Below are 23,364 nucleotides of genomic sequence, written 5' to 3' on the forward strand. Positions count from 1 at the left end.
CGGTGCGTCAGGGTGCGGCGCGTCAGAGGGCGTGGAAGGGCAGGCCGGCGTCGGCGACCAGGTCGTCGGTCTCGTCCGGCGGCGCCAGGGTGGGGGTGCCGTCGCTGACCGGGACGACGCCCAGGTCCAGCAGTTCGGCCATCGCGGCGCCGCCGGCCAGGTCGCGGACCTGCAACTGGTAGCGGGCGGTGGTGCGGTAGGTGCCGCCGGCGTCGTCCGAGGTCTTCTGCAGGAAGCCCGAGTCGACCAGGAAGGACACCGCCTTGGAGACGATGCCGGTGGTGGAGCCGGCCAGTCGGCGGGCGTCCTTGGTCGCGCCGGTCGCCGAGCGGCGGGCCCAGACCCGCCAGGCCGCCTCCAGGCCCGGGGCGTCGCTGGCCGGGTCGGTGTTCGCGCCCTCGGCCTCCGCGCGCTCCTCCAGCCGGCGGCAGGCCTGCCGGACGAACGCGTCCACGCCGTTGACGGTGACCCGGCCGAGGTAGCCGTCGTCGGCGAGGTCCTCGGGCCGGGGGAAGGCCAGCGCGGCCACCGCGAGGTGCGCCAGGCCGTGCAGGAAGCGGTCGGTGGACTCGGAGGCGGCGCGCCGCGAGTAGTCGCCCATCCGCACGGCGAACACCGAGTCCTCGGCGGCGGCCACCGCCATGCCGGCCCGCGGCGAGACCTCCAGCACCACCAGCCCCATGCCGGTCGCGACGGCGTCGGCGAGCCGGCCGAACGGCGGGTCCTCCCGGTAGCGGCGCACCAGTTCGGCGTACTCGGCGTCCCGGGCCGGGAGCAGCTTCGCCTGCAGGCCGAAGGAGACCAGCCGGGCCGCCTCGGCGACGTCCGCCGGGCTGATCGGCGCGGGCGCGGCAACGGCCGGCTCGACGTCCTGCGGCGCCCACGCCTCGCTGGTGCTGGTCATCCGGCTACTCCTTCGGTACGGGTGGTGCGAACGCTGCACAGGGCAGCCGCCTGATCGGCCCCCGGGCGAAAGCGGCGCAGAGCCGCCGACCGGCCGGCGACCAGGCAGCCGCCGCGCGCAACAGACCGGCCCCCGATTCTCCGGCGGACACCGCGCCGAGCGGACCGGCAGTCGGCGCCCGGGCGGAGGCCGCGCGGAGCAGGCCGGTGGGCCGCTTCCCCGCGGGGGTGGGCCCGGGGTGGCTGGTGATCAGTCTCCGGACGGGTGCGGCTGGTTGAGGGCGTCATACGGCGTCCTTGCGGTCGGCGGCCATGCCCACGGCGTCCAGCAGGGCGCTGCCGACGATCAGGTCGGCGCCGCCGAAGCCGGGGTCGTCCAGCCGGGCGCCGTCGTCGACGGCGAACAGCAGGCGCTCCTCGCCCTGCCGGTACGCGGTGCCGACGGGCGGGCTGGCGGCGTGCACGGAGAGCAGGGCGACCAGGTAGGCGAGTTCCTCGCCGTCCTCGTCGAGTTCGGCGCCGCGGGCGCGGGCGTCGGCGAGCAGGCCGGAGAGCCGGCGGGGCGCGTCGGCGGGCAGGTCGAGCAGTTCCAGCGCGGCTTCCAGCTGGGCCTCGGAGAAGCGGCTGTCGTCGGGGGTGGCGACCAGGTCCGGCTCGGGGAGCTCGGCGCCGAGGTGCTCGCGCTCGACCGGCGGGGTGAGCAGCAGGTCGATCAGGTCGGCGACCCGGACCGAGACGGGCGTGCGCAGACCGGTGCCGTGGGCGAAGAACGCGTCGGTCGGCCGGGTGGCGTCACCCACCGGGAGGGTGAGGACCGGGGCGAGGAGTTGACCGTAGAGGTCGATGCCGCTGCGCGCGGTGGGTGCGGCGAACGCCTGCCGGTCCTGCTCGGCGCGGAACAGCGGGCCCGCCTCCAGCAGGCGGGTCTGCAGCTGGGTGTGGCGGCGGATGCAGTCCTTGACGATGTCGACCAGTTCGGCGGCGCGCCGCTTGTGCTCGGCGTCCACGCTCTCGTCGCGGGCCTTGCGGATGTTGGTGAGGATCGCGTTCTCGTGCCGGTACCGGTCCGCGATGTGGTCGAGCGCCTCGTCGATCAGGTCGGGGACGGTCTCCATCCAGTCCACCGCGCGGACGTTCCGCCGGGTCGCCTCCAGGGCGCGGCGCAGCGTCTCGGCGTACTGGACGGTGCGGTAGCGGGCCTGTTCGGCGGCGAGTTGGGCATCGGCGAGGCGGCCGCGGCGGATCAGCACCTCCAGCTTGACCTCGGCGGCGATCTGCGCGGAGGTCACGTCGGTGTCGAGCGCGCCGACCAGCACGTTGACGGCCTCGTCGGTGGTGCGCAGGTAGACCCCGCCGTCCTGGCCGGGGACCTCCTCGATCAGCTTGAAGTCGTAGTCGCGGCGGGTGTATTCGCCGTCCGGGCCGAAGGTGCCGTAGACGGCGCGGAAGCCGCGGTCCACGCTGCCGACGTTGATCAGCGACTCCAGCACCCAGCGGGCGACCCGCTCGTGCTCGGCGAGCGCCCGCCCGGGGTTCTGGGCGGCGATCCGCGGCAGCAGCCGGCCCAGCACTATGTCGCGGTCGGCGCCGGTGTCGAAGTCCATGTTGAGCGTGACCAGGTCGATCGCGGCCAGGCCGATCTCGGCCATGGTGTACGAGGCGTACTCGCCGGCCAGGTTGACCTTGCGGCTGTCCAGGTCGTGCAGCGGGGCGGTGCAGGCCAGCGCCTTGAGCCGGCGGGCGAGTCCCTCGTCGGCGGCCGGGCCGGGAGCGGGCCTGGTGGGCTGGTCTGCGATGGCGGTCACGGTGGACAAGATTAGGGCTTTCCGCAGACAGGTCCGAAACGCCCCTTTCGGGTGGGGTGTCCGCGCATGTTGAACACGTTCAAATTCAGGTCTAGAGTCCATGGCGCGACACCGCGTGCCATCTCGGCACCCGCGTCATGGAGGGGGAGTCCCCATGTCCGACACCGCCACCGCCCCGGCGGGTTCCACGCTTTCCGACCCCGGCCCCGCGGCTGCTCCCGACACCGCGCTCGTCCGACGCCGCATCAGGCGCTGGCTCTGGCTCTTCGTGGTCTGCCTGGTGCTCAGCGGCCTGACCGCCTTCCCGCTCCAGTCCGAGACCTCCCTGCTCGCCCGCCTGATCGACGCCACCGGGCTGGACTCCGCCCTCCCCGCCCTCGACTCCTGGGTCCACCGCGTCCGCGAGGGCGTCGCCGACGGCTACGGCAACCACCCCTTCCTCGCCTACGGCACCGACTGGCTCGCCTTCGCCCACCTGGTGATCGCCGCCGCGTTCTGGGGCCCGCTCAAGGACCCCGTCCGCAACGTCTGGATCATCCGCTGGGCGATGATCGCCTGCGGCGGCGTCGTCCCGCTCGCCCTGATCTGCGGCCCGCTGCGCGGCATACCGCTCTTCTGGCGATTCGTCGACATGTCGTTCGGCGTCGTCGGCATCGTCCCGCTGCTGATCGTCCACCAGCTGATCCGCAGGCTCGAATGGCAGCAGGCCCTCGCCGCCCACCACGACTTCGCCCGGGTGGTCCCCTCCCCCTGAGGCCCTCCCGGTGCGGAGGCCCCGGCGCCGGGCTGTCCATGGCGTCGGCTAGAGTCCGCCGCGTTGTATGCGAAGGGTGGGGAGTCGGCGGCGCGGCCGAGTCGGTGAAGAGCGAGGGCGCGCCACGCAGGCCCTGTCGAGCCCGAGCACCACCGGGCGCGGAGGTACCGCGTCCGGCATGTTCCCAGGGGGGAACCAGATGATCAGCACCGGACGTACGTTCCTCGCCGCCACTGCCGTGGTGCTCGCACTGACCGCGACCGCCTGCGCCGGCAAGGGCGGCGGCGGGGACGCGGCCCCGACGGCTCCCAGCACGCCGGGCAGCAGTTCCCCGGCGGCCGCCGACCTGACGCCGGCCGCAGTGCTCAAGCTGGTGGGCGAGAAGACCGGCGCGGCCAAGTCCGCCAAGGTGGAGGCCACCACCGACTTCGGCGCCACGAAGGCCACCATGACCGGCGCGATCACCTGGGAGCACGGCCTCCAGGGCGAGTTGAGCGGCGCCATGGGCGGCACGATGGCCGAGAACCTCGCCAAGCTGGGCGGGGACGGCACCTTCACCGCCCGCTACCTCAGCGACGCGATGTACATCAACATGGGCGACGCCATGGCTGCCCAGCTGGGCGGTGCCCACTGGATCAAGTACGCCTACGCGGACCTCGCCAAGGTGATGGGCCCGGCCGGCGACAGTCTCAAGAACCAGCTGCAGAACGCCGATCCGGTCACCTCGGTGCGGGCCCTGATCGCGACCGGCAAGGCCACCGAGGCGGGGACCGAGAGCGTGAACGGCTCCCCGGCCACCAAGTACACCGCCGACCTCTCGCTGACCGACGTCGGCCAGGCCGCCTCCCAGGGGCTGACCCAGGAACAGGCGGAGGGCCTCAAGCAGCAGTTCACCACCGCCGGGATCACCACCGACCACATCGAGGTCTGGGTCGCCGCCGACAACCTGCTGGTGAAGAAGGTCGAGCAGTTCCAGACCAAGACCGGCCTGATGAGCTCGACGGCGGTCTACTCCGACTACGGCACCCCGGTCGAGACCGGCGCCCCGTTCAAAACCGACGTGGTGGACTTCGCCGAGATCCTGGCAGCCTCGAAGAACGGGGGCTGAGCCCCGGGTTCAGCCGCGCCGCACCGCCGTCAGGCGGAGGTCGCCGTCCCAGGATTCGCAGCGGACGGCGCCGGTGGGGAAGTCGAGTTCGAGGGCGGTGCGGCCGGTGTGCGGGGTGTGGACCTCGCGGGTGGCGAGGACGGGCTGGCCGAGGTGCGGGGTGAAGGGGGTGCCGCCGGGGGCGGGGCGGACGTCGAGGCGGCCCCACTCGGCCAGGTCGACGTCGCCGTGCGGCAGTTCGTCGCGGACGATCAGGCACCAGTCGCTGCCGGTGCCGACGAAGGTGCAGCCGCCGTGGTCGTCGCGCAGCCAGACCACCACGGGTTCGGCCGCGCGTTCGCCCTGGTAGGAGTACCAGGACGCGACCACGGCGGTCAGGCGGCGGCCGACCAGGGCGGCGGGGTCGAGGCCCGGTCCGTGCGCGGGGCAGGCGGAGTCGTTCACGGGACCGGACGGTAGCGGTCTACCAGCGCATCCGCACGTCCTCCGCCCAGCCCAGCAGGCGTTCCACGGCGATGCGCCGACCGTCATCGGTGCGGACGGTCCCGCGGTAGTGGCCGAAGCACTGGTCGGTGCGGTTGGCGATCAGGCCGGCCTCGGTGCGGGTGCGGCGGTCGTGGAAGGGCGTGAAGGTGAGGTCGACCTGGTCGGTGCCCGGGGTGGTGATGCGCCAGGGGGCGAGCGGGGCGGCGGGGTCGTAGTGCCAGTCGAGTTCGGCCCCGAGCTTGGTGAGGCGGCCGTCGACGCAGAGCGCGTTCTCGGTCGCCCCGGTGCCGGCCGTCCACTGCCCGCCGAACTGGAGGCCGACGGTGTGCCCGTCGGTGCGGCCCGAGGCGGCGCCCCAGTTCCAGCCGAGCGAGCGCGGCCAGCGGCCGCGGCCGTGGTCGAGGACGCCCCACGCGTCCTGGTCGAAGGCGTACGTGCGGTCGCCGAGCCGGACGGTGCCGGTGGCGGGGCGCGCGGTGTGCTTCGAGGTGTACTGGAAGCGCTTCTCGTCCCAGGGCACGACCACGCTGAGCGTCTCGTGGCCGTCCGGGAGCGCGACCAGCAGGTCGACCTCCAGCGTGCGCAGGTCGGCGGTGACGGCGCGGGCCCGCAGCCGGGTGCCGCCCGGTTCCTGAGCGATCGTCACCCGGACCTGGCGGCGGCTGGGGCGCTCGGGGCCCACGGTGAGGTCCGCGCCGTGCGGGCCGCCGGAACCGGCGATGCCTTCGGGGAGGGCGGTGGGGCGGCGCGGGAAGCCGGGGGCGAGCGCGGTGCGCTCGTGGTCCTCCAGCACGCTGTGCTCGTCCCAGGCGAGGAAGTAGACGGTGTTCAGGGTGAGGTAGTCGAGGTCGGAGACGGTGAGCGCGAGCAGGTGGCCGGGGGCGGTGACGCACCAGTACTCCCACCGTTTGGTGCGGCCCCAGCCGCGCAGGTTGCCGCGGTGCAGCGGGGTCCGCGACCAGCCGACCGCGTCGGGGTCGAGCCCGCCGTCGGGGCGGCACAGGTCGACGGGCTCGGTGATCTCACGCTCATGGGTCGCCATTGGCGCACCCTACTTCGACGACCTGTGGGCGGATCAAGGCCGACGCGCCGCACCGCGGTAGGCCGGACGGGCCGTCTTCCCGGGGCCGGCACGCCGCACGGCGGAAAGCCGAACGGGCCGTCCGCACCGGGGGGCGGACGGCCCGTCAGGAGAGCGGCGGACTACTTGGCGGCCGCGCCCTCGACGACGGTCAGCGGGGCGCCGTCCTGCGGTTCGGGCTGTCCGGCCGCGGCCTTCGCGCGGCGGATGCCGGGGATGGCGAGGGTGACCAGCGCGGCGGCCACCGCCGCGCCCGCGCCGATCATGAACGCGGTGCGGAAGCCGCTCTCCGACGGCAGGGCGTGGCCGTGGAAGTCGACGGTCATCTGGGCCAGCACCACGCCGATGACGGCGGAGGAGCTGGAGGTGCCGATGGAGCGCATCAGGGTGTTCAGGCCGTTGGCGGCGGCGGTCTCGGAGACCGGGACGGCACCCATGATCAGCGCGGGCATGGCCGCGTAGGCGAACGCGATGCCGCCGCTGATCAGGCAGGAGAAGACCAGGACGCCCCAGGCGTGGCCCATCAGGCCGAGCGCGGCGAGGTAGCCGGCCGTGATGATCACGGCGCCGACCAGCAGCGAGACCTCGGGGCCCTTCGCCTTGGAGAGCTTGGCGGAGAACGGGGAGATCAGCATCATCACCAGGCCGGCGGGGGCCATCCACAGGCCGGCGGCGACCATCGACTGGCCGAGACCGTAGCCGGTGGCGGTGGGCATCTGGAGCAGCTGCGGGGAGACGAGGCTCATCGCGTACATCGCGAAGCCGACCACCACCGAGGCCAGGTTGGTCATCAGCACCTGGCGGCGGGCGCTGGTGCGCAGGTCGACCAGCGGCTGCTGGGTGCGCAGCTCCCACCAGCCCCAGACCGGGAGCACGATCACGGCGGCGGCGAGCATGCCGAGGGTGCTGCCGGAGCTCCAGCCCCAGTCACTGCCCTTGGAGATGGCGAGCAGCAGGGTGACCAGGCCGATGGTGAGGCCGATCGCGCCGACCACGTCGAAGCGGCCGCCGGAGCGCACCGGCGACTCGGGGACGAGCACCACGACGGCGGCGGCGACCAGCGCGCCGAGCGCGGCGGAGATCCAGAACAGCGCGTGCCAGCTGGCGTGCTGGGCGATCACCGCGGACAGCGGCAGGCCGAACGCGCCGCCGATGCCGAGCGAGGAGCTCATCAGCGCCATCGAGGAGCCGAGCTTCTGCGGGGGCAGCTCGTCGCGCATGATGCTGATGCCGAGCGGAATGACGCCCGCGCCGACGCCCTGCAGGGCCCGGCCGACCACCATCGGGGCGAGCGCGTCGCTGAAGCCGCAGATCAGCGAGCCGATCACCAGCAGCGTGAGGCTGACCAGCAGGATCCGGCGCTTGCCGTACATGTCGCCGAGTCGGCCGAGCACCGGGGTGGCGACGGCGCCGGCCAGCAGGGTGGCGGTGATCGCCCAGGACGCGTTGGCCGCCGAGGTGTGCAGCAGGTTGGGCAGGTCGGGGATCAGCGGGACGACCAGGGTCTGCATCAGCGAGACCACGATGCCCGCGCCGGCGAGCACTCCGACGACGGGGCCGGTGCGTGCCTGACTCATGGGGTTCTTCTCATCTCTCTAGCTCACGCTCCATATGCATGATGCATATAATGTGTACCATACATATAAAGGCCCGACGGGATATGCTGCCGAAAAGTGACGCACGGGACGGAGGAGCACGGAGGAGCATGCGGCGCGACAAGGAACTCGCCCTGATCGAGCGGGAAATGATGCTGCTCAGCCGCCACCAGGTGCTCGCCACCGCCCGCACCTCCAGCGGCCCCGACAGCCTGGAGCGCAGCGCCTACACGCTGCTCAGCCGGATCGAGACCGAGGGCCCGCTGACCATCGGCCAGCTCGCCGAGGCCTTCGGACTGGACACCTCCACCGTCAACCGGCAGACCGCCGCGATGCTCCGCTCCGGCCTGGTCGACCGGATCCCCGACCCGGACGGCGGGGTGGCCCGCAAGCTGCAGATCACCGCCGAGGGACTGCGCCGCCTGCGCCAGGACCGCGACTGGTCGATCGCGGGCCTGTCCAAGGTGGTCACCGACTGGACGGCGGACGACCTGGCCGCGTTCGCCGAGGTGCTGGAGCGCTTCAACCGGGACATCGAGAAGATCCAGGGCCGCCCCTGGCCGCGCGCCTGACCCCGGCCCCTGACCTCCTGATCGACCGTCAGTCCCCGCCGCCCGCGGACTCCCCCGGCGGCCGTTGCGCCGAGCGGGTGGCCCCCGCGCCGCCCGTGCGCGACCTGTCGGGTAAAACCTGCCGCCCGACCCCCTGGCACCGCCCCCGCCGAAACGATCAGGCCCTACGATCACCCCCAGGAGCGGACACCCGGGGCCCCGGGGCGGGCCCGCGCGCGAAAGGGCGGACGAAGCACAGTGGCCGAAGCGGTGATCGATCTCAATGCGGACCTCGGCGAGGGCTTCGGACGCTGGAGCCTGACCGACGACGAGGCCCTGCTGTCCGTGGTCACCAGCGCCAACGTCGCCTGCGGCTTCCACGCCGGCGACCCGTCCACGATGCGCCGGGTCTGCGCCCTGGCCGCCGAACGCGGGGTGCGGATCGGCGCCCAGGTCTCCTACCGCGACCTCGCCGGCTTCGGCCGCCGCGCCATGGACGTCCCGCCGGAGGAACTCGCCGACGAGATCGCCTACCAGATCGGCGCCCTCCAGGTCTTCGCCCGCGCCGCCGGCTCCCGGGTCTCCTACGTCAAACCGCACGGCGCCCTCTACAACCGGGTCGTCCACGACAACGAGCAGGCCGAAGCGGTGGTCTCCGGCGTGCTGCGGGCCGGCGCGGTCTGCGACGGCCCGCTGCCGCTGCTCGGCCTGCCCGGCTCCCGCCTGCTCACCGTCGCCGAGGGCGTCGGACTCCCGGTCGTCACCGAGGCGTTCGCCGACCGCGCCTACACCTGGGCCGGCACCCTCGTCCCCGCCGCGACCCCGAGGCCGTCGTCCACGACCCCGAAGCCGTGATCGCCCGCGCCGTCGGCATCGCCCGGGACGGCACCGTCACCGCCGTCGGCGGGGAATCCGTCGACGTCGAAGCCCGCTCCCTGTGCGTGCACGGCGACACCCCCGGAGCGGCCCAACTCGCCTGGCGCGTCAGGGGCGCGCTCGCCACCGCGGGCGTCCGGGTCGAGGCCTTCACCTGACGGGTCGCCGGCCCGAGAAATATCTCGGATTCGACCCTCCGCGCCGCACCTGGAAGGCCCCGGGACGGCCCTCCGGCCATGCCCCGCGACCCTCCCGGCCCAGCCCCGACCCGTGGCGGCCACCCCCCTCCGAAACCCCCCGCGCCGAGCCCTACACGGCTTCGCCAAACCGCCCCTGACCTGGTGTTTTCCAGAATTTCCCCTAGGGTGGCAGCACTGCCTGACGGTCGGAGGGGACGCCATGGCCGAATCGTACGAAGCTGCCCGGACACCACCACTCGGCCCGCTGGAGGCGGTGCGCAAGCGGCCCGGGATGTACGTCGGAAGCACCGGCGGGCGCGGGCTGCACGGCCTGGTGCTGGCGGCCGTGGACCGGACGGTGAACGAGGTCCTGGCCGGCCGGGCCCGCACCGTGCAGGTGACGCTGCTCGCCGACGGCGCGGTCCGGATCACGCACGACGGCGACACCTGGACCAGCCCCGAAGGCGCCGACCTGGACGCCCAGTTGGCCGACCTCGAACCCCGATACTGGCCCGCCGACCGCCGCGCCGCGGTCTCCCGCTACGACCTCGGCCTGTTCGTGGTCAACGCACTCTCCGAGCGGCTGACCGTCCGGCACCGGCAGCACGGTGAACTCCGCACCCGCGCCTTCGAGTTCGGCGAGCCGGCGGCGGCCGCCGGGCCGATGGCGGATTCCGACGGTGCGGCGCTGACCTTCCGGCCCGACCCAGGGATCTTCGAGACCACCGTGCTGTCGTTCGACACCCTGGCCGACCGCCTGCGCGAACTCGCCTTCCTCAACCGGGAACTGGACCTCACCCTGACCGAGGGCGAGCGCTCCGAACACTTCCGCTCCCCCGGCGGCCTGCGCGACTACCTGGCCCACCTGGGCTGCGACCCGGCGGACGCCCTCGCCTTCGAACAGGACGAGCCCGCCATCGCCGGAACCCTGGAGGTCGCACTCCACCGCTCCGACGGGCCCGACCGCCGCGTCCTCTCCTTCGTCAACTCCTTCCCCACCCGTCACGGCACTCACGTGGAGGGCCTGATCGACGGCGCCTGCACCCGGTACGACGGCCTCACCGCGATCGTCTCGGTGAAGCTCGACGACGCCCGATTCACCGGCCCCTGCCGCGACGTGCTCGACAACGAGGCCGTGCGGTCCTGCGTCGCCGCGGCCGTCGCGCGGCACCTCGAGGAAGGGGCGTGGCGGTGACGGGCTACGACGCCTCGCAGCTCATCGTGCTGACCGGGCTCGAAGCGGTCCGCAGACGGCCCGGGATGTACATCGGATCGACCACTCAGCGCGGCCGGGACCGGCTGGTGCTCGACGCGGTGGAGCTGGCCGCGGACGAGGTGCTGGCCGGCCGGGGCCGCCGCGTGCAGGTCGCGCTGCTCGCCGACGGCGGGCTCCGGGTCGAGCACGACGGCATCCACGAGCGCCCGCTCGAACGGCAGTTGACGGCGTTGTCGGCCGGCTGCGGGTGGGGCGACCGGCGGTCGGTCTCCCCACCCGGGGCAGCCCTCGGCATCGTCAACGCGCTCTCCGACCGGCTGACGGCGGTGGAGCGGCGCGACGGACTGACCATCCGTCAGGAGTACCTGCGCGGCGAGCAGGTACTCGCCCCGACGGTGACCCGGTGGCGGAGGCCGTCCGACGGGAGCTGCCGGCCCGGCTCGACCGCGGGCCGGCGCCCGCCCGTTGACGCGGTGTCAGACCTCGACGCTCAGGTGTCGGGCGTCCAGCCGGCGCACCGCGACGCCCGCGCAGTGCGGGGTCAGCAGGTCGGTCAACTCCTGTGTGGCGGCGTCCAGTTCCGGTCCATCCGCGTGCAGGGTCTCCAGCACGAACAGGACGTCGACGGCGTGCTCGGTGACCCGGGTGCGGTGGGCGTCGCGGTGGTTCCAGTGGCGGGTGAGGACGCCCGAGTCGTCGGTGTAGACGACCTCGCCGGGCCTGGGGTGCTCGACGGTGTCCGGTTCGCCGAGGGGCGTGAACCGCTCGGTGCCGTCGGCGAACCGGATCACCGGATCGCCCTCGGTGGCAGCCAGGTCGAACGCGCCGGCGGGCAGGCCGTGCCGGACGGAGACCGCGTTGTACGAGTCGACGGCCGGATTGATCCGCGGCAGGACCCCCTGCTTGGCGAGCCGTCGGCCGAGCGCGTCGACCGAGGGACGGATCCGCCGGGGGTTGGTACCGAACGAGCGGTAAGCGGCGTGCCAGACCTCGACCCGCGGGTCGCTCTCGTCGGCGGGCCGCCAACTTCCCTCCGCCACCAGGGACTCCAGGACGACCAGGGCAGCCTCCGTACCGGGCCAGGGCTCCGTGCCGCGGACACCGCGAGCGGTGACGACGGCGATCCGCGCAGCGGGATGGGCCGCCGCCACGGCCGGGTGCAGGTGCAGGACAGTCATCAGGGGCTCACTTTCGGGCAAGGGGGAGGGTCGGATCGCGGCGCCGCACCCTGCGCCCCGGCGCCCCGGCGCGGTGGCTGCGCTCCGCGAGAACGACACGGCCACGGCCGGGTGCAGGGCGGTCGTCACGGGCTCACTTTCGGGCTGTGTCAGGCCAGCGCCAGCAGGCTCACCGCGACGGCCGCGGCGCCGAGGCCCGCGAGCTGGCCGCGGTGGATGCGCTCCGCGAGGACGGCTCGGGCCAGCAGGACGGTGCCTGCCGGGTAGAGCGCGGTGATCACGGCCACTACCGTCAGGTCGCCGCTGCGGGCGGCCAGGAGGAACAGCACGCTGGCGGCGGAGTCCAGCACGCCGGCTGCCAGGGCCAGTCCGTACGCGGGGCGTTCCGGGCCGAGGCGGCGGCGCCACAGTGCGGCGGCGGTCAGGGTGAGCGCGGAGGTGACGGCGCGTCCGACGATCAGCGGGGCGATGCCACTGCCGGACGGGGCCTGGTGCAGGCAGACCAGCTGGACGGCGATCGCGGTGCCCGCGCCGAACGCCAGCAGCAGGGCGCGGCGGGTCACCCGGGCCTGGCCGTCCGGCGATCCGGCGCTGACCAGCACCACCGCCGCCAGGGCCAGCGGCAGGCCGACGAGCCCGGCGACGCCGAGGTGCTCGCCCTGAAGCAGGCCGACGGTGACCGGCAGGACGGCCGAGACCAGCGCTGTCACCGGCGAGAGCACGTTCATCGGGCCGATCGCCAGCGTCCGGTACAGCAGGGCGAAGGCCCCGGCCGAGGCCGCGCCGGAGGCCGCGCCCCAGCCGACCGCTCCGGCGCCGAACCGGGCGCCGAGCACCGGCCACATCAGCAGTTCGACGGCCAGGCTGGCGGGCGCGGCGATCAGCACGGTGCGCAGCACGTGCGCGCGGCGCGAGCCCAGGCCGCCGAGGAAGTCGGCGCAGCCGTAGGCGAGCGAGCTGCCGAGCGCCAGCAGCAGAGCGATCATGACGGTCCCCCGGAGGTGGTGTGGAATGCCTCGAACGGTACAACAGGGTGCACGATCCAGACCAACATAGTGATCTCCGCCGTTGTTCCGACCCCACTCCGAGCCCACGCGATCCCCAGCGGGAAAGCGTTTGCCGCACCGCCGCCCGACGTGCTCTGCTCGCCCCATGCACGTCCGCCTGCGCACCGCCCGGCTGGTCCTCCGCCGCTTCTCCCCCGCCGACCTGCCCGCGGTCACCGCGCTGTGCGGCGACCCCGAGGTCATGCGATACCTGGACGACGGCCGGCCGATCCCCGCCGACCGGGTCGCGGACGAGCTGCTGCCGACCCTGCTGCGCGAGTACGCCGAGCTGCCCGACGGCCTCGGCTGCTGGGCGGTGGAGCGGGACGGCCGTTTCCTGGGGTGGGCGGCGCTCCGGCCGGCCCGCTCGGTGGGCCTGGAGCACGGACCGGCGGGCGGCCTGGAGCTCGGCTACCGGCTGCTGCCCGCCGCCCGCGGCCGGAGCTTCGCCACCGAGGCGTCCACCGCCCTGGTCACCGCCGCGTTCACCGAGCTGGGCGCCGAGCGGGTGGTGGCCACCACCATGGCGGTCAACACCGCCTCCCGCCGGGTCCTGGAGCGAACCGGGCTGCGCCACCTGCGGACGTTCTTCGCGCACTGGCCGGACCCGATCCCGGGCAGCGAGCAGGGCGACGTGGTGTACGGGCTGACCCGCAGCGAGTGGGCGGCCCGGGTCGGCGACTGACGCCGCGCCGGAGCCGCAGCCGGCGGCGCCGAGGATGGGCGGCGAAGCCAGACCGACGCCCAGTGCACGACGAGTTGTCCAGACCATTGACGCCCCCGGTTCGCAGGCACTCCGCTCCTGCCCGACCGCTGCGATCAGGACCCTACGGGCGCGAACCGCCGTGGCGCGAAGGGTGGTTGGGGTTTCGGGTCAGGCAGGCTGCACCTTCTGTCCGGGTACATCCGATTTGCTCACCGCCGCCCGTTTGTAGGATCAAGTACACCTGAAGCCCTTATCATCTGGGCACCCCCGCGTCGCCGGGACACCCCACGAACGAACAGGACACACGCCATGCTGAGCCACCGAGAGATATCCGCGGCGGGTGTCCGGTGATCAACTGGTTCCACGCGGCCGTACTCGGCCTGGTCCAGGGCCTGACCGAATTCCTCCCGGTCTCCTCCAGCGCCCACCTGCGCGTCTTCTCCGCCCTCGCCGGCTGGGACGACCCCGGCGCCGCCTTCACCGCCGTCACCCAGCTCGGCACCGAATCCGCCGTGCTCATCTACTTCCGGCGCGACATCGGCGCGATCATCAGAGCCTGGACCCTCTCGCTGTTCCGCTCCGAGTGGCGCCGCGACCCCAACGCCAGACTCGGCTGGTACGTCATCGTCGGCACCCTCCCGATCGGCATCCTCGGCAAGCTCTTCCAGGACACCATCGAGACCACCCTGCGCGACCTCCGCCTGATCGGCACCACCCTCATCCTCTTCGGTGTCATCCTCGCCGTCGCCGACCGCTCCCGCGCCGTCCGCAACGCCCGCGGCATCGACTCCCTCACCTTCCCCCACGCCCTCATCTACGGCGCCGCCCAGTCCCTCGCCCTCATCCCCGGCGTCTCCCGCTCCGGCGGCACCATCAGCGCCGGCCTCTTCCTCGGCTACAGCCGCGAGGCCGCCGCCCGCTACTCCTTCCTCCTCGCGATCCCCGCCGTCCTCGCCTCCGGCGGCCTCGAACTCCTCAAGATCGGCGAAGGCCCCGCCCCCGCCTGGGGACCCACCGTCCTCGCCACCCTCATCGCCTTCGCCGTCGGCTACGCCGCCATCGCCTGGTTCCTCAAATACATCTCCCACCACAGCTTCATGCCGTTCGTCATCTACCGGATCCTCCTCGGCATCACCATCATCGCCCTCGTCACCGCCGGTACCCTCGCCCCCGACGCAGGCGCCCTGCACTGACGAAGCCGCACCCCGGAGGGGCGGGAACCGGAGGACTCCGGGGCCCGCCCCTCCGCCGTTGCCCGACACGCCGCCCGGATCCACCCCCGAGTCGATCTGACGTTTGATTGGATCGCGGTATGACACTCGCTTGGAAACTGGTCGTGGACAGTGCGGACGCCCCCGCCATCGCCGAGTTCTGGGCCGCCGCCCTCGAGTACCGCGTCGAGGACCCCACCGCCCTGATCGACTCCCTGCTCGCCGACGGCCGGCTCCCCGAAGCCGCCGTCACCGAACGCGGCGGCCGCAAGCTCTTCCGCGGCTACTCCGCCGTCCGCCACCCCGACGACCCGTTCGACCCGCTCAGCGACATCGGCAAGGGCCGCCGCATCCTCTTCCAGGACGTCCCCGAGCCCAAGACCGGCAAGAACCGCCTGCACCTCGACATCCACTCCGACGGCCACCTCGAAGCGGTCGTCACCCGCCTCGAATCCCTCGGCGCCACCCGGGTCCAGGAGCACGACCAGGGCCCCGTCGGCCACTGGTGGGTCATGCGGGACCCCGAGGGCAACGAGTTCTGCGTCGCCTGACGGCCCGTCACCCCGGCGCTCCGCCGCCCCGCCGGCTGCGGACGCGTCGGGCGATCCGGCATGATGGCGGGCACGACCGCGTGAAGAGCACCGCGTCCGGGCCGTCGGCCGTACTGGCTGAAGGACCCGTCCTGGCACACCGTCGCCACCGACGCCGGGCGCGCCTGCGCCACCTGCGGCGGTGCCGCCGGCTGCTACATCCACCGCTACCACCCGCCGGAGTCCGGCTCGTACGAGCGCTGCATAGCCTTCGCCTGGTGCCCCGAGTGCCGGGTGTTCGGCAGCTCGCTGGTCCACATCCCGCGCCGCCGCGCCCTGGCCGACCCGCTCGCCGCGCTGACCGGCCGCGAACGCGAACGCCTCCTGCGCGGCCCCGAGGCCGAGTTGGTCGCCCACCTGGCCCGGTTGGCGCGCCGGAGCCGGGAGTGACCGCGCAGCAGGCGGGCGCCTCCGGCGGCTACCGGCTCGGGCGGCGGCGGAGGGCCAGGGCGACCAGGGTGCCGAGCACGGCGAGGCCGGCCAGGCTGCCGAGCACGATCGCGGTGGTGCTGGTGCCGCCGTCGTCCTTCTTGGCCGCCGGTGCCGCCGAGGCCGTGGTGACGGCGGGGGTCGACGGTGCGGCAGCCGACGGCGAGGGCGTCGCGGAGGCGGACGGCGACGGGCCGGCGGCGGCCGGGGCCAGCGGGGTGGCTCCGGCGGCGGCCGGGCGGAGGGCGAGGACGGGCGCCGGGTGGGCCGGCTTGGTGTCGCCCTGCGGGAGTTCGATCCACCGGTCGGTGTGGCCGTCGGAGTAGTCGACCAGGGTCTTGAAGACCACCGAGGCGGCGTCCGGGAGTTGACGGACCTTCACCGTGTACTCGGCGGCCGTGCCGGGCGCGAGCGCCGGCCCGGCGACGGCGTAGCCGTCGGCGGTGGCAGTGAGCGTCCAGCCGGTGGGGGCCTTGACCAGCGTGACGTCGGCGGGGGCCAGGCCCGCGGGCAGCGCGACCTTGACGTCGGTGATCCCCGCGGTGGAGGACTCGCCCTCGGCCGAGAAGCTCACCTCGGCGCCGACGGCGAGCGCCTGCGCGGTCGAGGAGTCGACCTCGACGTGCGCGGCGGCGGTACCGGCCGCGCCGAGGGCCAGGCCCAGCGCGGCCACGGGCACCAGGACACGGCGGAGGACTCGCGATCGCTGCTGCATGGGGGAACCCTACCGGTCCCGGGCGGTGAGGCGGCCGCGCACGGCGGCGTGCACCTCGGCCTCCTCGGCCGGATCGGCGGCCAGTCGGCGCAGTCGTTCGAGCACCCGGGCGTCACCGGTGGTGGTGACATGGGTGGCGGCGAGCTCGCGGGTGGACTCCTCGCAGTCCCACAGGCACTCGACCGCGGGGCCCTCGCCGAAGTACGGATCGGTGACGGCGAGCGCCTGGGCGGCGCGGCCGCGCAGCTCGGAGGAGGCGGCCTCGCCGTAGACGTGCCGCAGGGCGGGGACCGCGGCGTGCGCGCGGAGCCGGCCGACGCCGTCGACCAGGCTGCCGAGGCCGGTGCCGGTCACGCCGTTCAGCGAGATCCACTGGTGCAGGGCGGCGACCACCAGCGGTGCGTCGCACGGGTCACCGGCGTCCGCGAGGAGGCGGACGGCGGCCTGGCCGAGGGCGCTGTCCGCGCTGCCGGTCGCCGGGTCGGCCCAGCGGCGGGCGTGCGCGAGCGCCTCGGGACCTCGCATCCGGCCGAGCAGTTCCAGCGCGGTGGTGACCACCCGGTGGTCCAGGTCGGCGGCGGCGGTCTCGATGAACTCGGCGGCCGCGGCGTCCCGTTGCTCGACCAGGTGGCGGAGCGCTGCGCAGCGGGCGCCGGGCGGCCCGTCGGCGGCGGCGTCGTGCAGCAGGGGTGCGTCCTCGGGGCGGACCACGGCGGTCAGGCAGCGGGCCGCGGCGGCGGCCCGGCGGGCCAGCGACTGCGGGTCGGTGCCCTCGCCCTGGTCGGCCCAGGCGAGCACGTCGGCGGTGGACCAGCCGGGGGTGACGCCGGGGCGGTTGAGCTGCCGCTGCCACAGGTCGAACGGGGACTGCTCGCTCGCGGCGGCGACCCGCGGGTGGTGGACGGCCCACAGCCGCCACACCCGGGGCTCGTACGCGGCGCGGATGGCGGCGCGCAGCTCGGCCTCGCCCTCCGGATCGGCGGGGAACCGGCCTAGGACGGCGGGGGCGAGCGCGAGCAGGGCCTCGTCGGAGTCGCGCAGGGCGAGTTCGTCGAGGGCCCAGGCCCAGTTGGCCCCGGTGGCGGTGTAGGCGCGCAGCAGGTCGAGGGCGTCCCGGCGGCCGTAGCCGGCCAAGTGGCCGAGCACGGCGAGGGCGAGGCCGGTGCGGGCCTCGTCGTTGTCGACGTCGTCCTCGGGCGAGTGGAGGTGGAGTTCGAGGCCGGTGAGGGGGGCCTCGAGCTCCATGTAGAGCCGCGCGTAGTACAAGGAGCGGTTCTCGACCTGCCAGTCGGCGCGGGGATCGTTGGTCACGCAACTCTCGACGGCGGCGATCGCCTCGTCGCGGTCTGCGGCCAACGCATGCAGCTGCCCGTCTCCGCGGCCTCTCTGCAGGAGGCCGAGGAGGCTGGCGCTGGGCGCTATCACTGGCTCGAACATGAGGTCAGCATCCGTTGCGGCGGTCGTCGTGGCAACGGGATTTCCGTCGCCGGGGTCGGTTGGCACAGCTCAGGCGCCCGGGCGCCGGAATCACCGAAGGTTACCGCCTGGGTGGCCGATCTGCACACAGGGCAACGGGATTCGACGCCGTGACCGGCTCGAACAACGGCCCGTCCGTACCGGATCGACCGGTTCCGGGCGGTGCGTCTGCCCTTTCCTGATTGTGACGAGTGTCCCGTTCTCCTCTCGGGGCCGCCGCGGCGGTCAGATCGGCCGCGGCGTCCGCGGGGCGGGGAGCGCGGCGTGGATCTGCTCGCGGAGTTCGGCGACGGCGGGCAGCCCCTGGTAGCGGGTGGAGAGCCGGTACATCTCGCGCAGCCGGTCCCAGGTGCGCTTGGAGGAGGTGTCGTTGATCGAGACGAGGGCGAGCTTCGCCTGTACCTGGGCCTCGTCGGGTTCGCCGGAGATCCAGTGGATGGACGCCAGGGTGATCCGGTCGAGCAGCGCGGAGCGCTCCCGGCCGGTGCGCTGGCGCAGCCGGATGGCCTCCTGGGCGTGGCGGGTGGCGAGCGGCACGGCGCCGGGGTCGTGCTCGGCCAGGGTCCGGTAGACCAGGGCCTGCATGCCGTGCAGTTCGGCCTCGTTGAACAGCTGCATCCAGCTGGGGGCGGGCTCGGGAGCGTCCTGGACGAAGAGCTCCTCGGCCTCGCCGAGGACCCGGCGGGTGGCTTCGGAGCGGCCGAGCGAGGCCTGCGCCCAGGCCTCGACGGTGTGCAGCATGGCGCGGGTGCGGGGCTGCGCGCCGTCGCCGGGGCCGGCGCTGGCGTTGGCCAGCTGCATCAGTTCGAGGGCGTCGTCGGCCCGGCCGAGGTGGAGCATCTGGCGGGCCGCGCGGGAGATCGCCTCGCCGGCCCGGGGGCGGTCGTCGGCCTCCTTGGCGGCCTGCGCGGCGATCACGAAGTAGCGCTGGGCGGTGGGTTCGAGGCCGACGTCGTGCGACATCCAGCCGGCCAGCACCGCGAGGTTGGCGGCGACCGTCCACAGCCGGCGTTCCAGCGCGGGCGGGTGGCCGTGGGTGAGCAGGCCGCCGACCTCGTTGAGCTGGCCGACCACGGCCTTGCGCTGGAGTCCGCCGCCGCGGGAGGCGTCCCAGGCGCGGAACACCTCGACGGAGCGTTCCAGGGCGAGGACCTCGTCGTCGCCGACCGGCCCGGGTTCGTAGACGTCGGAGAGGGGGCGGGGGCCGCCCTGGGTGAGGACGTGGCGGGGGCCGGGGCGGGCGGCCGCCTCGGCGACGGCCCCTCCGGTCAGCCAGTCGTGCAGGTTGTCGGCGATGACCGCGCCGGCCGCGAGGGCCGCGGAGGCGCCGACCAGTCCGCGTCTGTTCAGCATGAGGTCCATTCCCGTGAACTCGGTGAGGACCGCGGCCGTCCGATCCGGTACCCAGGGATCCCTCGGCGGTGCTGCCGTGCTGCCGGACCTGGTGGGCCGGTGTCGTTCGAGACCGAGGTCCTCGGTGGTGACGACACGGCCGAGCCGCTCCGTGAACACGGCGGCCAGCACCCTCGGCACCGGGTCGCGCGGGATCTCGCCGTGCTCGATCCAGCGCCGGACCCGGGAGGTGTCGGTGGACAGCTGCTGCTCGCCCAGTGCCGCACCGCGCCGGTTGACCAGCCGCGCCAGCTCGCCCTTCGACCATCCGGTCAGGGCGAAGTGGTCGGCCAGTCTGGTGTTCGGCCCCTTGCTCAACTGAAGCCCCCAGGTTCCTCGGCTGAAAGTGACAGTAGTGGCTCTGTCACATGCCAAGCGACCATTCGCCATGGTTCGCCAGGGTGCGCTACGTGGTGTGCCAGTGCCGATCGGGTGTCAGGTAGGTATGCGCCACCCCGACTTCACGTCGGAACAGCCCCCGACCGGCCCGGACCTCGACCCGACGGCCCGTCAGGAGGCCTCCCGGACCCAGCGGTCCGGGGGGTGGCGCGGATGGGTGGCGCGGGGGCGCCGGGCATGGCACGGCGGTCGGAGCGGACGCACTTCCCCAGGGTGCGGACGTCTCCGGCGGACCGGCTCCGTGCCCGGCGCCCGCGCCCCACCCGGCGGCCCGACCCCAACAGAACCGGGCCACCCGAAGCTTTGCCGCCGGCCAGGAAGGACCCTCACCCGCTCATGTACTCCACAGCCAGTTCCGGAACCCGCCCCTCGGCCCCGATCGGAGCGGAGGCCGCACCCGTGCGCCAGTCGCGCCCCGGTCTGCGCCCGCCGACCGCCGGTTCGGGCCGTCCCGCCCCGCGCGCCGCCGAACTGCGCGACCCGCGCGGGCGCACCACCCTGGTGACCCGTCCGATGCCGGAGCAGGCCGGCAGGCTCGGCAGGCCGGCCGTGGGCCGCGCCCCGGAGGCGTTCGTCGACCGGGTGGATCCGGCCGCGCTGCAGACCCCGGCGGTGCGCGCGGTGCTGGCCAACGTGGCGCGGATATGTCCCGCGTTCCTGCCGCGGCAGGTGCTGCGGGAGGGCAGCCGGCACATCCTGATCGCGGGCACCATCGGCCGCGCCCCGGTGGTGGCGAAGTGCCTGGCGCCGGGGGCGCTGCGCAGCGCGCAGGCGGAGCAGCTGGTGGAGCGCTTCCACCACGAGGTGGCGGTGTACCGGGCGTTCGTGCGGCACCGCCCGCCGGTCCGGCTGCCGCGGCTGGTGGCGGCCGACCACGACCGCTGCGTGCTGGTGCTGGAGCGGGTGCCGGGCCGGCCGGCGGCCCGCGAGCGGCACCCGGTGAACGCGCCGACGCCGGGCGAGGTGCGGGCGGTGCTGGGTTCGGTGCGAACGCTGAACCTGTGGCGGCCGCCGACGGACGTGTTCGGCAAGCCGCTGGACTACCAGACCGAGATCGCCCGGTTCCACTCGGTGGGCCTGCTGACCGACCGGGACGCGGGCGACCTGCGGGGCCTGCTGCACGGCCTGGCCTCGGTGCCGTGGCAGCTGAACCACGGTGACGCGCTGCTGGGCAACATCCTGCTGGCCCCGTCGGGTCCGGTGCTGCTGGACTGGGAGCAGGCCGGCTGGTACCTGCCGGGCTACGACCTGGCGGTGCTCTGGAGCGTGCTGTCGGGCGACACCGCGGCGCGCCGCCAGATCAGTCAACTCGCCCAGTCCGGCGGCACCTTGGCGCGGGACGCGTTCCTGGTGAACCTGGTCCTGGTGCTGATGCGCGAGCTGCGGCTGCACGACGTGCCGGGTGCGGGCGAGGAGCAGCGGATCATGATCCGCCGGCTGTACGACGACGCGGCGCTGGCCCGCCGCGCGGTCCGCGCGGCCGTCGGCACCCGCTGACGGGTGGTCAGTCGCCCAGCAACGCCCGGCCGAGGGCGTCCAGCACGGTGTCCTCGGCGGGCAGTTGGGTGCGAAGGCTGAGGGTGTCGCGCAGGTGACGTTCCAGCGGTTGGCGGCGGTCGAGGCCGGCGCTGCCGGTGAGGGTGAGGGCGCGCTGTACGGTGTCGCCCGCGGTGCGGGCGGCCAGCAGTTGGACGGCGGGCGCGCGGTCGGCGGCCGCCGGGTCGGTGTCGGTGCGGGCGGCCAGGCCGTGGACGAGCTCCTCGGCGCCGGTGAGCGCCGCGTCGAGTTCGCCGAGCGGGCGGCGGTGCGCGGTGCTGCCGCGCAGCCGGCCCGCGGACCAGTCGAGGGCGGCCCGGGCGGTGCCCAGCAGGACCGCGGCGAGGGCGAGTTGGCGCCACGCGTCGGAGACCCGGTCGACCGGCCCGGGCCCGGCGCCCGGCCCGCGGGGCAGCACCGCGGCGTCGGCGCCGACCCGGGCGTCCTCCAGCAGGACGTCGTGGCCGGCCGCGGCGCGCAGGCCGAGCTGGTCGGCGGCGGGGTCGATTTCCAGCCCCGCGCTGTCGGCGCGGACCAGGAACAGGCCGGTGCGGGGCTGGGTCTCGGTGGTGCGGGCCTCGACGGCGAGCCAGGCGAGGGCTTCCGCGCCGGGGCAGTGGGTGGCGCGGCCGCTCAGCTGCCAGGCGCTGCCGTGCCAGCGGGCGGTGACGCCGGGCGGCCGGCCGGCGGGGGCGCGCAGGGTGCCGACCAGGGCGGGGCCGCGCCGGGATTCGGTGAGCAGCCGCCGGTAGAGCGCGGCGGGCCAGGGGGCGGTGCGTGCCTGTTCGGCGTGGTGCAGCAGGGTGTGCGCGGCGAGCAGGGCCACCGAGGCGTCGCCGCGGCCGAGTCGGGCCAGCACCCGGACGGTGTCGGCGAGTCCGGCGCCGGGGCCGCCGTGCCGCTGACCGATCGTCAGGGTGAGCAGGCCGGCTTCGTGGACGGCTTCGACGCCCTGGTACGGGAAGGTGCCGTCGCGGTCGTGTTCGGCGGCGCGGGCGGCGAGCAGGTCGACCACCCGGGGCAGCCGGGCGAGCGCCCGGTCGAGGGCGGCCCGGTCGGTGGACTCGGTGCCGGCGGTGCCGGGTGCGGGGACGTTCGGCTGCGCTGCGGTGCGGGTCATGGCGGTGGCCTCCGGGCGGGGCGGCGTGGGTGTCGGGCGTCCTGACGGGTGTTCAGGAGGCCGGACAGACCGCGCCGGCGGTGCGCCGGAGGTCCACGTGCAGGCGGCGGGTGAGCAGCGGCCGGGTCATCTCGGCTACTGGTCCTGCTGGAACATCTCCGCGGGGAGCGGCTTCAGCAGCTGGTAGAGATCGTCCGAAATCGGCCGGTCCCACGAGGCGATGGTGACCTGGACGTCGTCGCTGCGGCCGAACTGGGAGCAGTAGAGGCGCTCCTCGCTGACCTTGACCTTCCGGACGATCAGCAGGTCGTCGCCGAGCATGACCGGGAAGTCCTCGGCGGAGACGAAGTCCACCGGCTCGTCGTTCTCCAGGGCCGCGAGCAGTTGGCGGACTTCGAACGGCACGCCGTCCTCGCTGTCGCGGGCGGGCGATCCCTGCGGGAGGTTGCCGATCAGCATGGCCGGGCCGCGGCCGCCGAGCAGGTCGTAGCGCAGGAAAATCCCTTGGCAGGAACCGTCGGAGCCGGTCATGATCATGGCCCCGAACAGCCCGGGCCAGTCGCCCGGGTCCATCGCCAGTACGTCGAAGTCCGGGCCGGCGGGCTGGCCGGAGCGTCGGCGGAGAAAAGACATGCGCCCATCGTACGTGCCCGGCGGGTAGCGGCCGTTGAGCGGGTCCGCGATCAGGCCGAGATCTACGCTCAGGGACCAATGTTGACTCTGAGCAACCAACCGGGCTACGTTCGGTTCAGCACGACGGCCGCTCCGGGGCGAGATCCACAGGGAGCGGTTCGTCGCAGCGTGCCTTGCGCGCATTCCCTCACTGCGCTCGTGGTCGTGTGAAATCCAAGCACCATTTGCTGCTTCAATGGTTCTTCGACGAGCCACAGAACACACAAGCCAGGTTCGCGGGGCCCTTGCCGTCGCGTTCGCGAACCTTGCCCGGATCACCGCCGCGTGGGGGCGTGCGGAATCCGGGTCGGCCCTGCCGGGGAGTAGCTCTCCCTCCAGG

General features: G+C 74.1%; 22 protein-coding genes and 1 pseudogene. 10 read left to right on the plus strand and 13 right to left on the minus strand.

Features of this window, described 5'->3' with window-relative positions; translation table 11 throughout:
• Window positions 1–22 precede the first annotated feature (22 nt).
• Together BX266_RS07345 and BX266_RS07350 are read right to left on the minus strand one after the other, a co-directional pair.
• Window positions 23–904: a hypothetical protein gene (locus BX266_RS07345; RefSeq protein ID WP_099898093.1), complete on the minus strand. Its 882-nt coding sequence runs from the start codon at window positions 902–904 to the stop codon at window positions 23–25.
• A gap of 283 nt (window positions 905–1,187) precedes the next feature.
• Window positions 1,188–2,708 carry a hypothetical protein gene (locus BX266_RS07350; protein ID WP_259464594.1) on the minus strand — a complete coding sequence of 507 codons (1,521 nt, stop codon included), beginning with the start codon at window positions 2,706–2,708 and terminating at the stop codon, window positions 1,188–1,190.
• A gap of 154 nt (window positions 2,709–2,862) precedes the next feature.
• Between BX266_RS07350 and BX266_RS07355 the strand changes: the two genes are divergently transcribed.
• Window positions 2,863–3,462: a hypothetical protein gene (locus tag BX266_RS07355; protein WP_099898094.1), complete on the plus strand. Its 600-nt coding sequence runs from the start codon at window positions 2,863–2,865 to the stop codon at window positions 3,460–3,462.
• Between the two features lie 199 nt (window positions 3,463–3,661).
• A complete protein-coding gene (locus BX266_RS07360) occupies window positions 3,662–4,570 on the plus strand; it encodes a hypothetical protein (protein WP_099898095.1) in 909 nt (302 codons plus the stop codon).
• A gap of 9 nt (window positions 4,571–4,579) precedes the next feature.
• On the opposite strand, the gene BX266_RS07365 is transcribed toward BX266_RS07360, so the two are convergent.
• From BX266_RS07365 to BX266_RS07375, 3 genes are all read right to left on the minus strand, one after another.
• Entirely contained in the window at window positions 4,580–5,014 is a 435-nt protein-coding gene (locus BX266_RS07365; protein ID WP_099898096.1) for a hypothetical protein, read from the minus strand.
• A gap of 19 nt (window positions 5,015–5,033) precedes the next feature.
• Entirely contained in the window at window positions 5,034–6,098 is a 1,065-nt protein-coding gene (locus BX266_RS07370; protein ID WP_099898097.1) for a DUF2804 domain-containing protein, read from the minus strand.
• Window positions 6,099–6,259: 161 nt separating this feature from the next.
• Entirely contained in the window at window positions 6,260–7,714 is a 1,455-nt protein-coding gene (locus BX266_RS07375) for an MFS transporter (protein WP_099898098.1), read from the minus strand.
• A 128-nt stretch (window positions 7,715–7,842) separates the two neighbouring features.
• Here BX266_RS07375 and BX266_RS07380 point away from each other — a divergent pair, with 128 nt between their 5' ends.
• From BX266_RS07380 to BX266_RS07390, 3 genes and pseudogenes are all read left to right on the plus strand, one after another.
• Entirely contained in the window at window positions 7,843–8,304 is a 462-nt protein-coding gene (locus BX266_RS07380) for a MarR family winged helix-turn-helix transcriptional regulator (protein WP_099898099.1), read from the plus strand.
• A 249-nt stretch (window positions 8,305–8,553) separates the two neighbouring features.
• Window positions 8,554–9,317, plus strand: a pseudogene (locus BX266_RS07385) (LamB/YcsF family protein).
• A 241-nt stretch (window positions 9,318–9,558) separates the two neighbouring features.
• The gene (locus tag BX266_RS07390) at window positions 9,559–10,533 is read left to right on the plus strand and encodes a DNA gyrase subunit B (protein ID WP_107490710.1); all 975 of its coding nucleotides are present in this window, start codon (window positions 9,559–9,561) and stop codon (window positions 10,531–10,533) included.
• 497 nt (window positions 10,534–11,030) lie between these two features.
• Here BX266_RS07390 and BX266_RS07395 read toward each other — a convergent pair whose 3' ends face one another.
• Window positions 11,031–11,732 (minus strand): B3/4 domain-containing protein, encoded by a 702-nt coding sequence (locus BX266_RS07395; protein WP_099898101.1) that lies wholly within the window; start codon window positions 11,730–11,732, stop codon window positions 11,031–11,033.
• Between the two features lie 149 nt (window positions 11,733–11,881).
• Entirely contained in the window at window positions 11,882–12,718 is an 837-nt protein-coding gene (locus BX266_RS07400; protein ID WP_099898102.1) for an EamA family transporter, read from the minus strand.
• 166 nt (window positions 12,719–12,884) lie between these two features.
• Between BX266_RS07400 and BX266_RS07405 the strand changes: the two genes are divergently transcribed.
• The 4 genes from BX266_RS07405 to BX266_RS38410 all read left to right on the plus strand — a co-directional run bounded on the left by BX266_RS07405 (window position 12,885) and on the right by BX266_RS38410 (window position 15,675).
• Window positions 12,885–13,463: a GNAT family N-acetyltransferase gene (locus BX266_RS07405; protein WP_099898103.1), complete on the plus strand. Its 579-nt coding sequence runs from the start codon at window positions 12,885–12,887 to the stop codon at window positions 13,461–13,463.
• A 371-nt stretch (window positions 13,464–13,834) separates the two neighbouring features.
• A complete protein-coding gene (locus tag BX266_RS07410; RefSeq protein WP_218969328.1) occupies window positions 13,835–14,677 on the plus strand; it encodes an undecaprenyl-diphosphate phosphatase in 843 nt (280 codons plus the stop codon).
• Between the two features lie 119 nt (window positions 14,678–14,796).
• Complete coding sequence (locus BX266_RS07415) at window positions 14,797–15,246, plus strand: VOC family protein (RefSeq protein WP_099898105.1); 450 nt, start codon at window positions 14,797–14,799, stop codon at window positions 15,244–15,246.
• Between the two features lie 273 nt (window positions 15,247–15,519).
• Window positions 15,520–15,675 carry a hypothetical protein gene (locus tag BX266_RS38410; RefSeq protein ID WP_180290408.1) on the plus strand — a complete coding sequence of 52 codons (156 nt, stop codon included), beginning with the start codon at window positions 15,520–15,522 and terminating at the stop codon, window positions 15,673–15,675.
• Between the two features lie 28 nt (window positions 15,676–15,703).
• Here BX266_RS38410 and BX266_RS07420 read toward each other — a convergent pair whose 3' ends face one another.
• The 3 genes from BX266_RS07420 to BX266_RS07430 all read right to left on the minus strand — a co-directional run bounded on the left by BX266_RS07420 (window position 15,704) and on the right by BX266_RS07430 (window position 19,615).
• Window positions 15,704–16,429 carry a DUF1775 domain-containing protein gene (locus BX266_RS07420; protein WP_099898106.1) on the minus strand — a complete coding sequence of 242 codons (726 nt, stop codon included), beginning with the start codon at window positions 16,427–16,429 and terminating at the stop codon, window positions 15,704–15,706.
• 9 nt (window positions 16,430–16,438) lie between these two features.
• Window positions 16,439–17,866, minus strand: a complete 1,428-nt coding sequence (locus tag BX266_RS07425) for a HEAT repeat domain-containing protein (protein ID WP_099898107.1) — start codon at window positions 17,864–17,866, stop codon at window positions 16,439–16,441.
• Window positions 17,867–18,130: 264 nt separating this feature from the next.
• Window positions 18,131–19,615 (minus strand): hypothetical protein, encoded by a 1,485-nt coding sequence (locus BX266_RS07430; protein ID WP_099898108.1) that lies wholly within the window; start codon window positions 19,613–19,615, stop codon window positions 18,131–18,133.
• 480 nt (window positions 19,616–20,095) lie between these two features.
• Between BX266_RS07430 and BX266_RS07435 the strand changes: the two genes are divergently transcribed.
• Entirely contained in the window at window positions 20,096–21,193 is a 1,098-nt protein-coding gene (locus tag BX266_RS07435) for an aminoglycoside phosphotransferase family protein (RefSeq protein ID WP_259464595.1), read from the plus strand.
• A 7-nt stretch (window positions 21,194–21,200) separates the two neighbouring features.
• On the opposite strand, the gene BX266_RS40765 is transcribed toward BX266_RS07435, so the two are convergent.
• The 3 genes from BX266_RS40765 to BX266_RS07445 are packed head-to-tail and all read right to left on the minus strand — an operon-like array spanning window position 21,201 to window position 22,985.
• On the minus strand, window positions 21,201–22,352 hold the full coding sequence (locus tag BX266_RS40765; RefSeq protein WP_099898109.1) for an acyl-CoA dehydrogenase family protein: 1,152 nt from the start codon (window positions 22,350–22,352) through the stop codon (window positions 21,201–21,203).
• Window positions 22,353–22,404: 52 nt separating this feature from the next.
• A complete protein-coding gene (locus BX266_RS41130; protein WP_399171232.1) occupies window positions 22,405–22,482 on the minus strand; it encodes a putative leader peptide in 78 nt (25 codons plus the stop codon).
• Window positions 22,483–22,487: 5 nt separating this feature from the next.
• Window positions 22,488–22,985 (minus strand): hypothetical protein, encoded by a 498-nt coding sequence (locus BX266_RS07445; RefSeq protein ID WP_099898110.1) that lies wholly within the window; start codon window positions 22,983–22,985, stop codon window positions 22,488–22,490.
• Between the last annotated feature and the right edge of the window lie 379 nt (window positions 22,986–23,364).

Source organism: Streptomyces sp. TLI_171 (genome assembly GCF_003610255.1).
In the GTDB taxonomy this organism is placed as follows: domain Bacteria; phylum Actinomycetota; class Actinomycetes; order Streptomycetales; family Streptomycetaceae; genus Kitasatospora.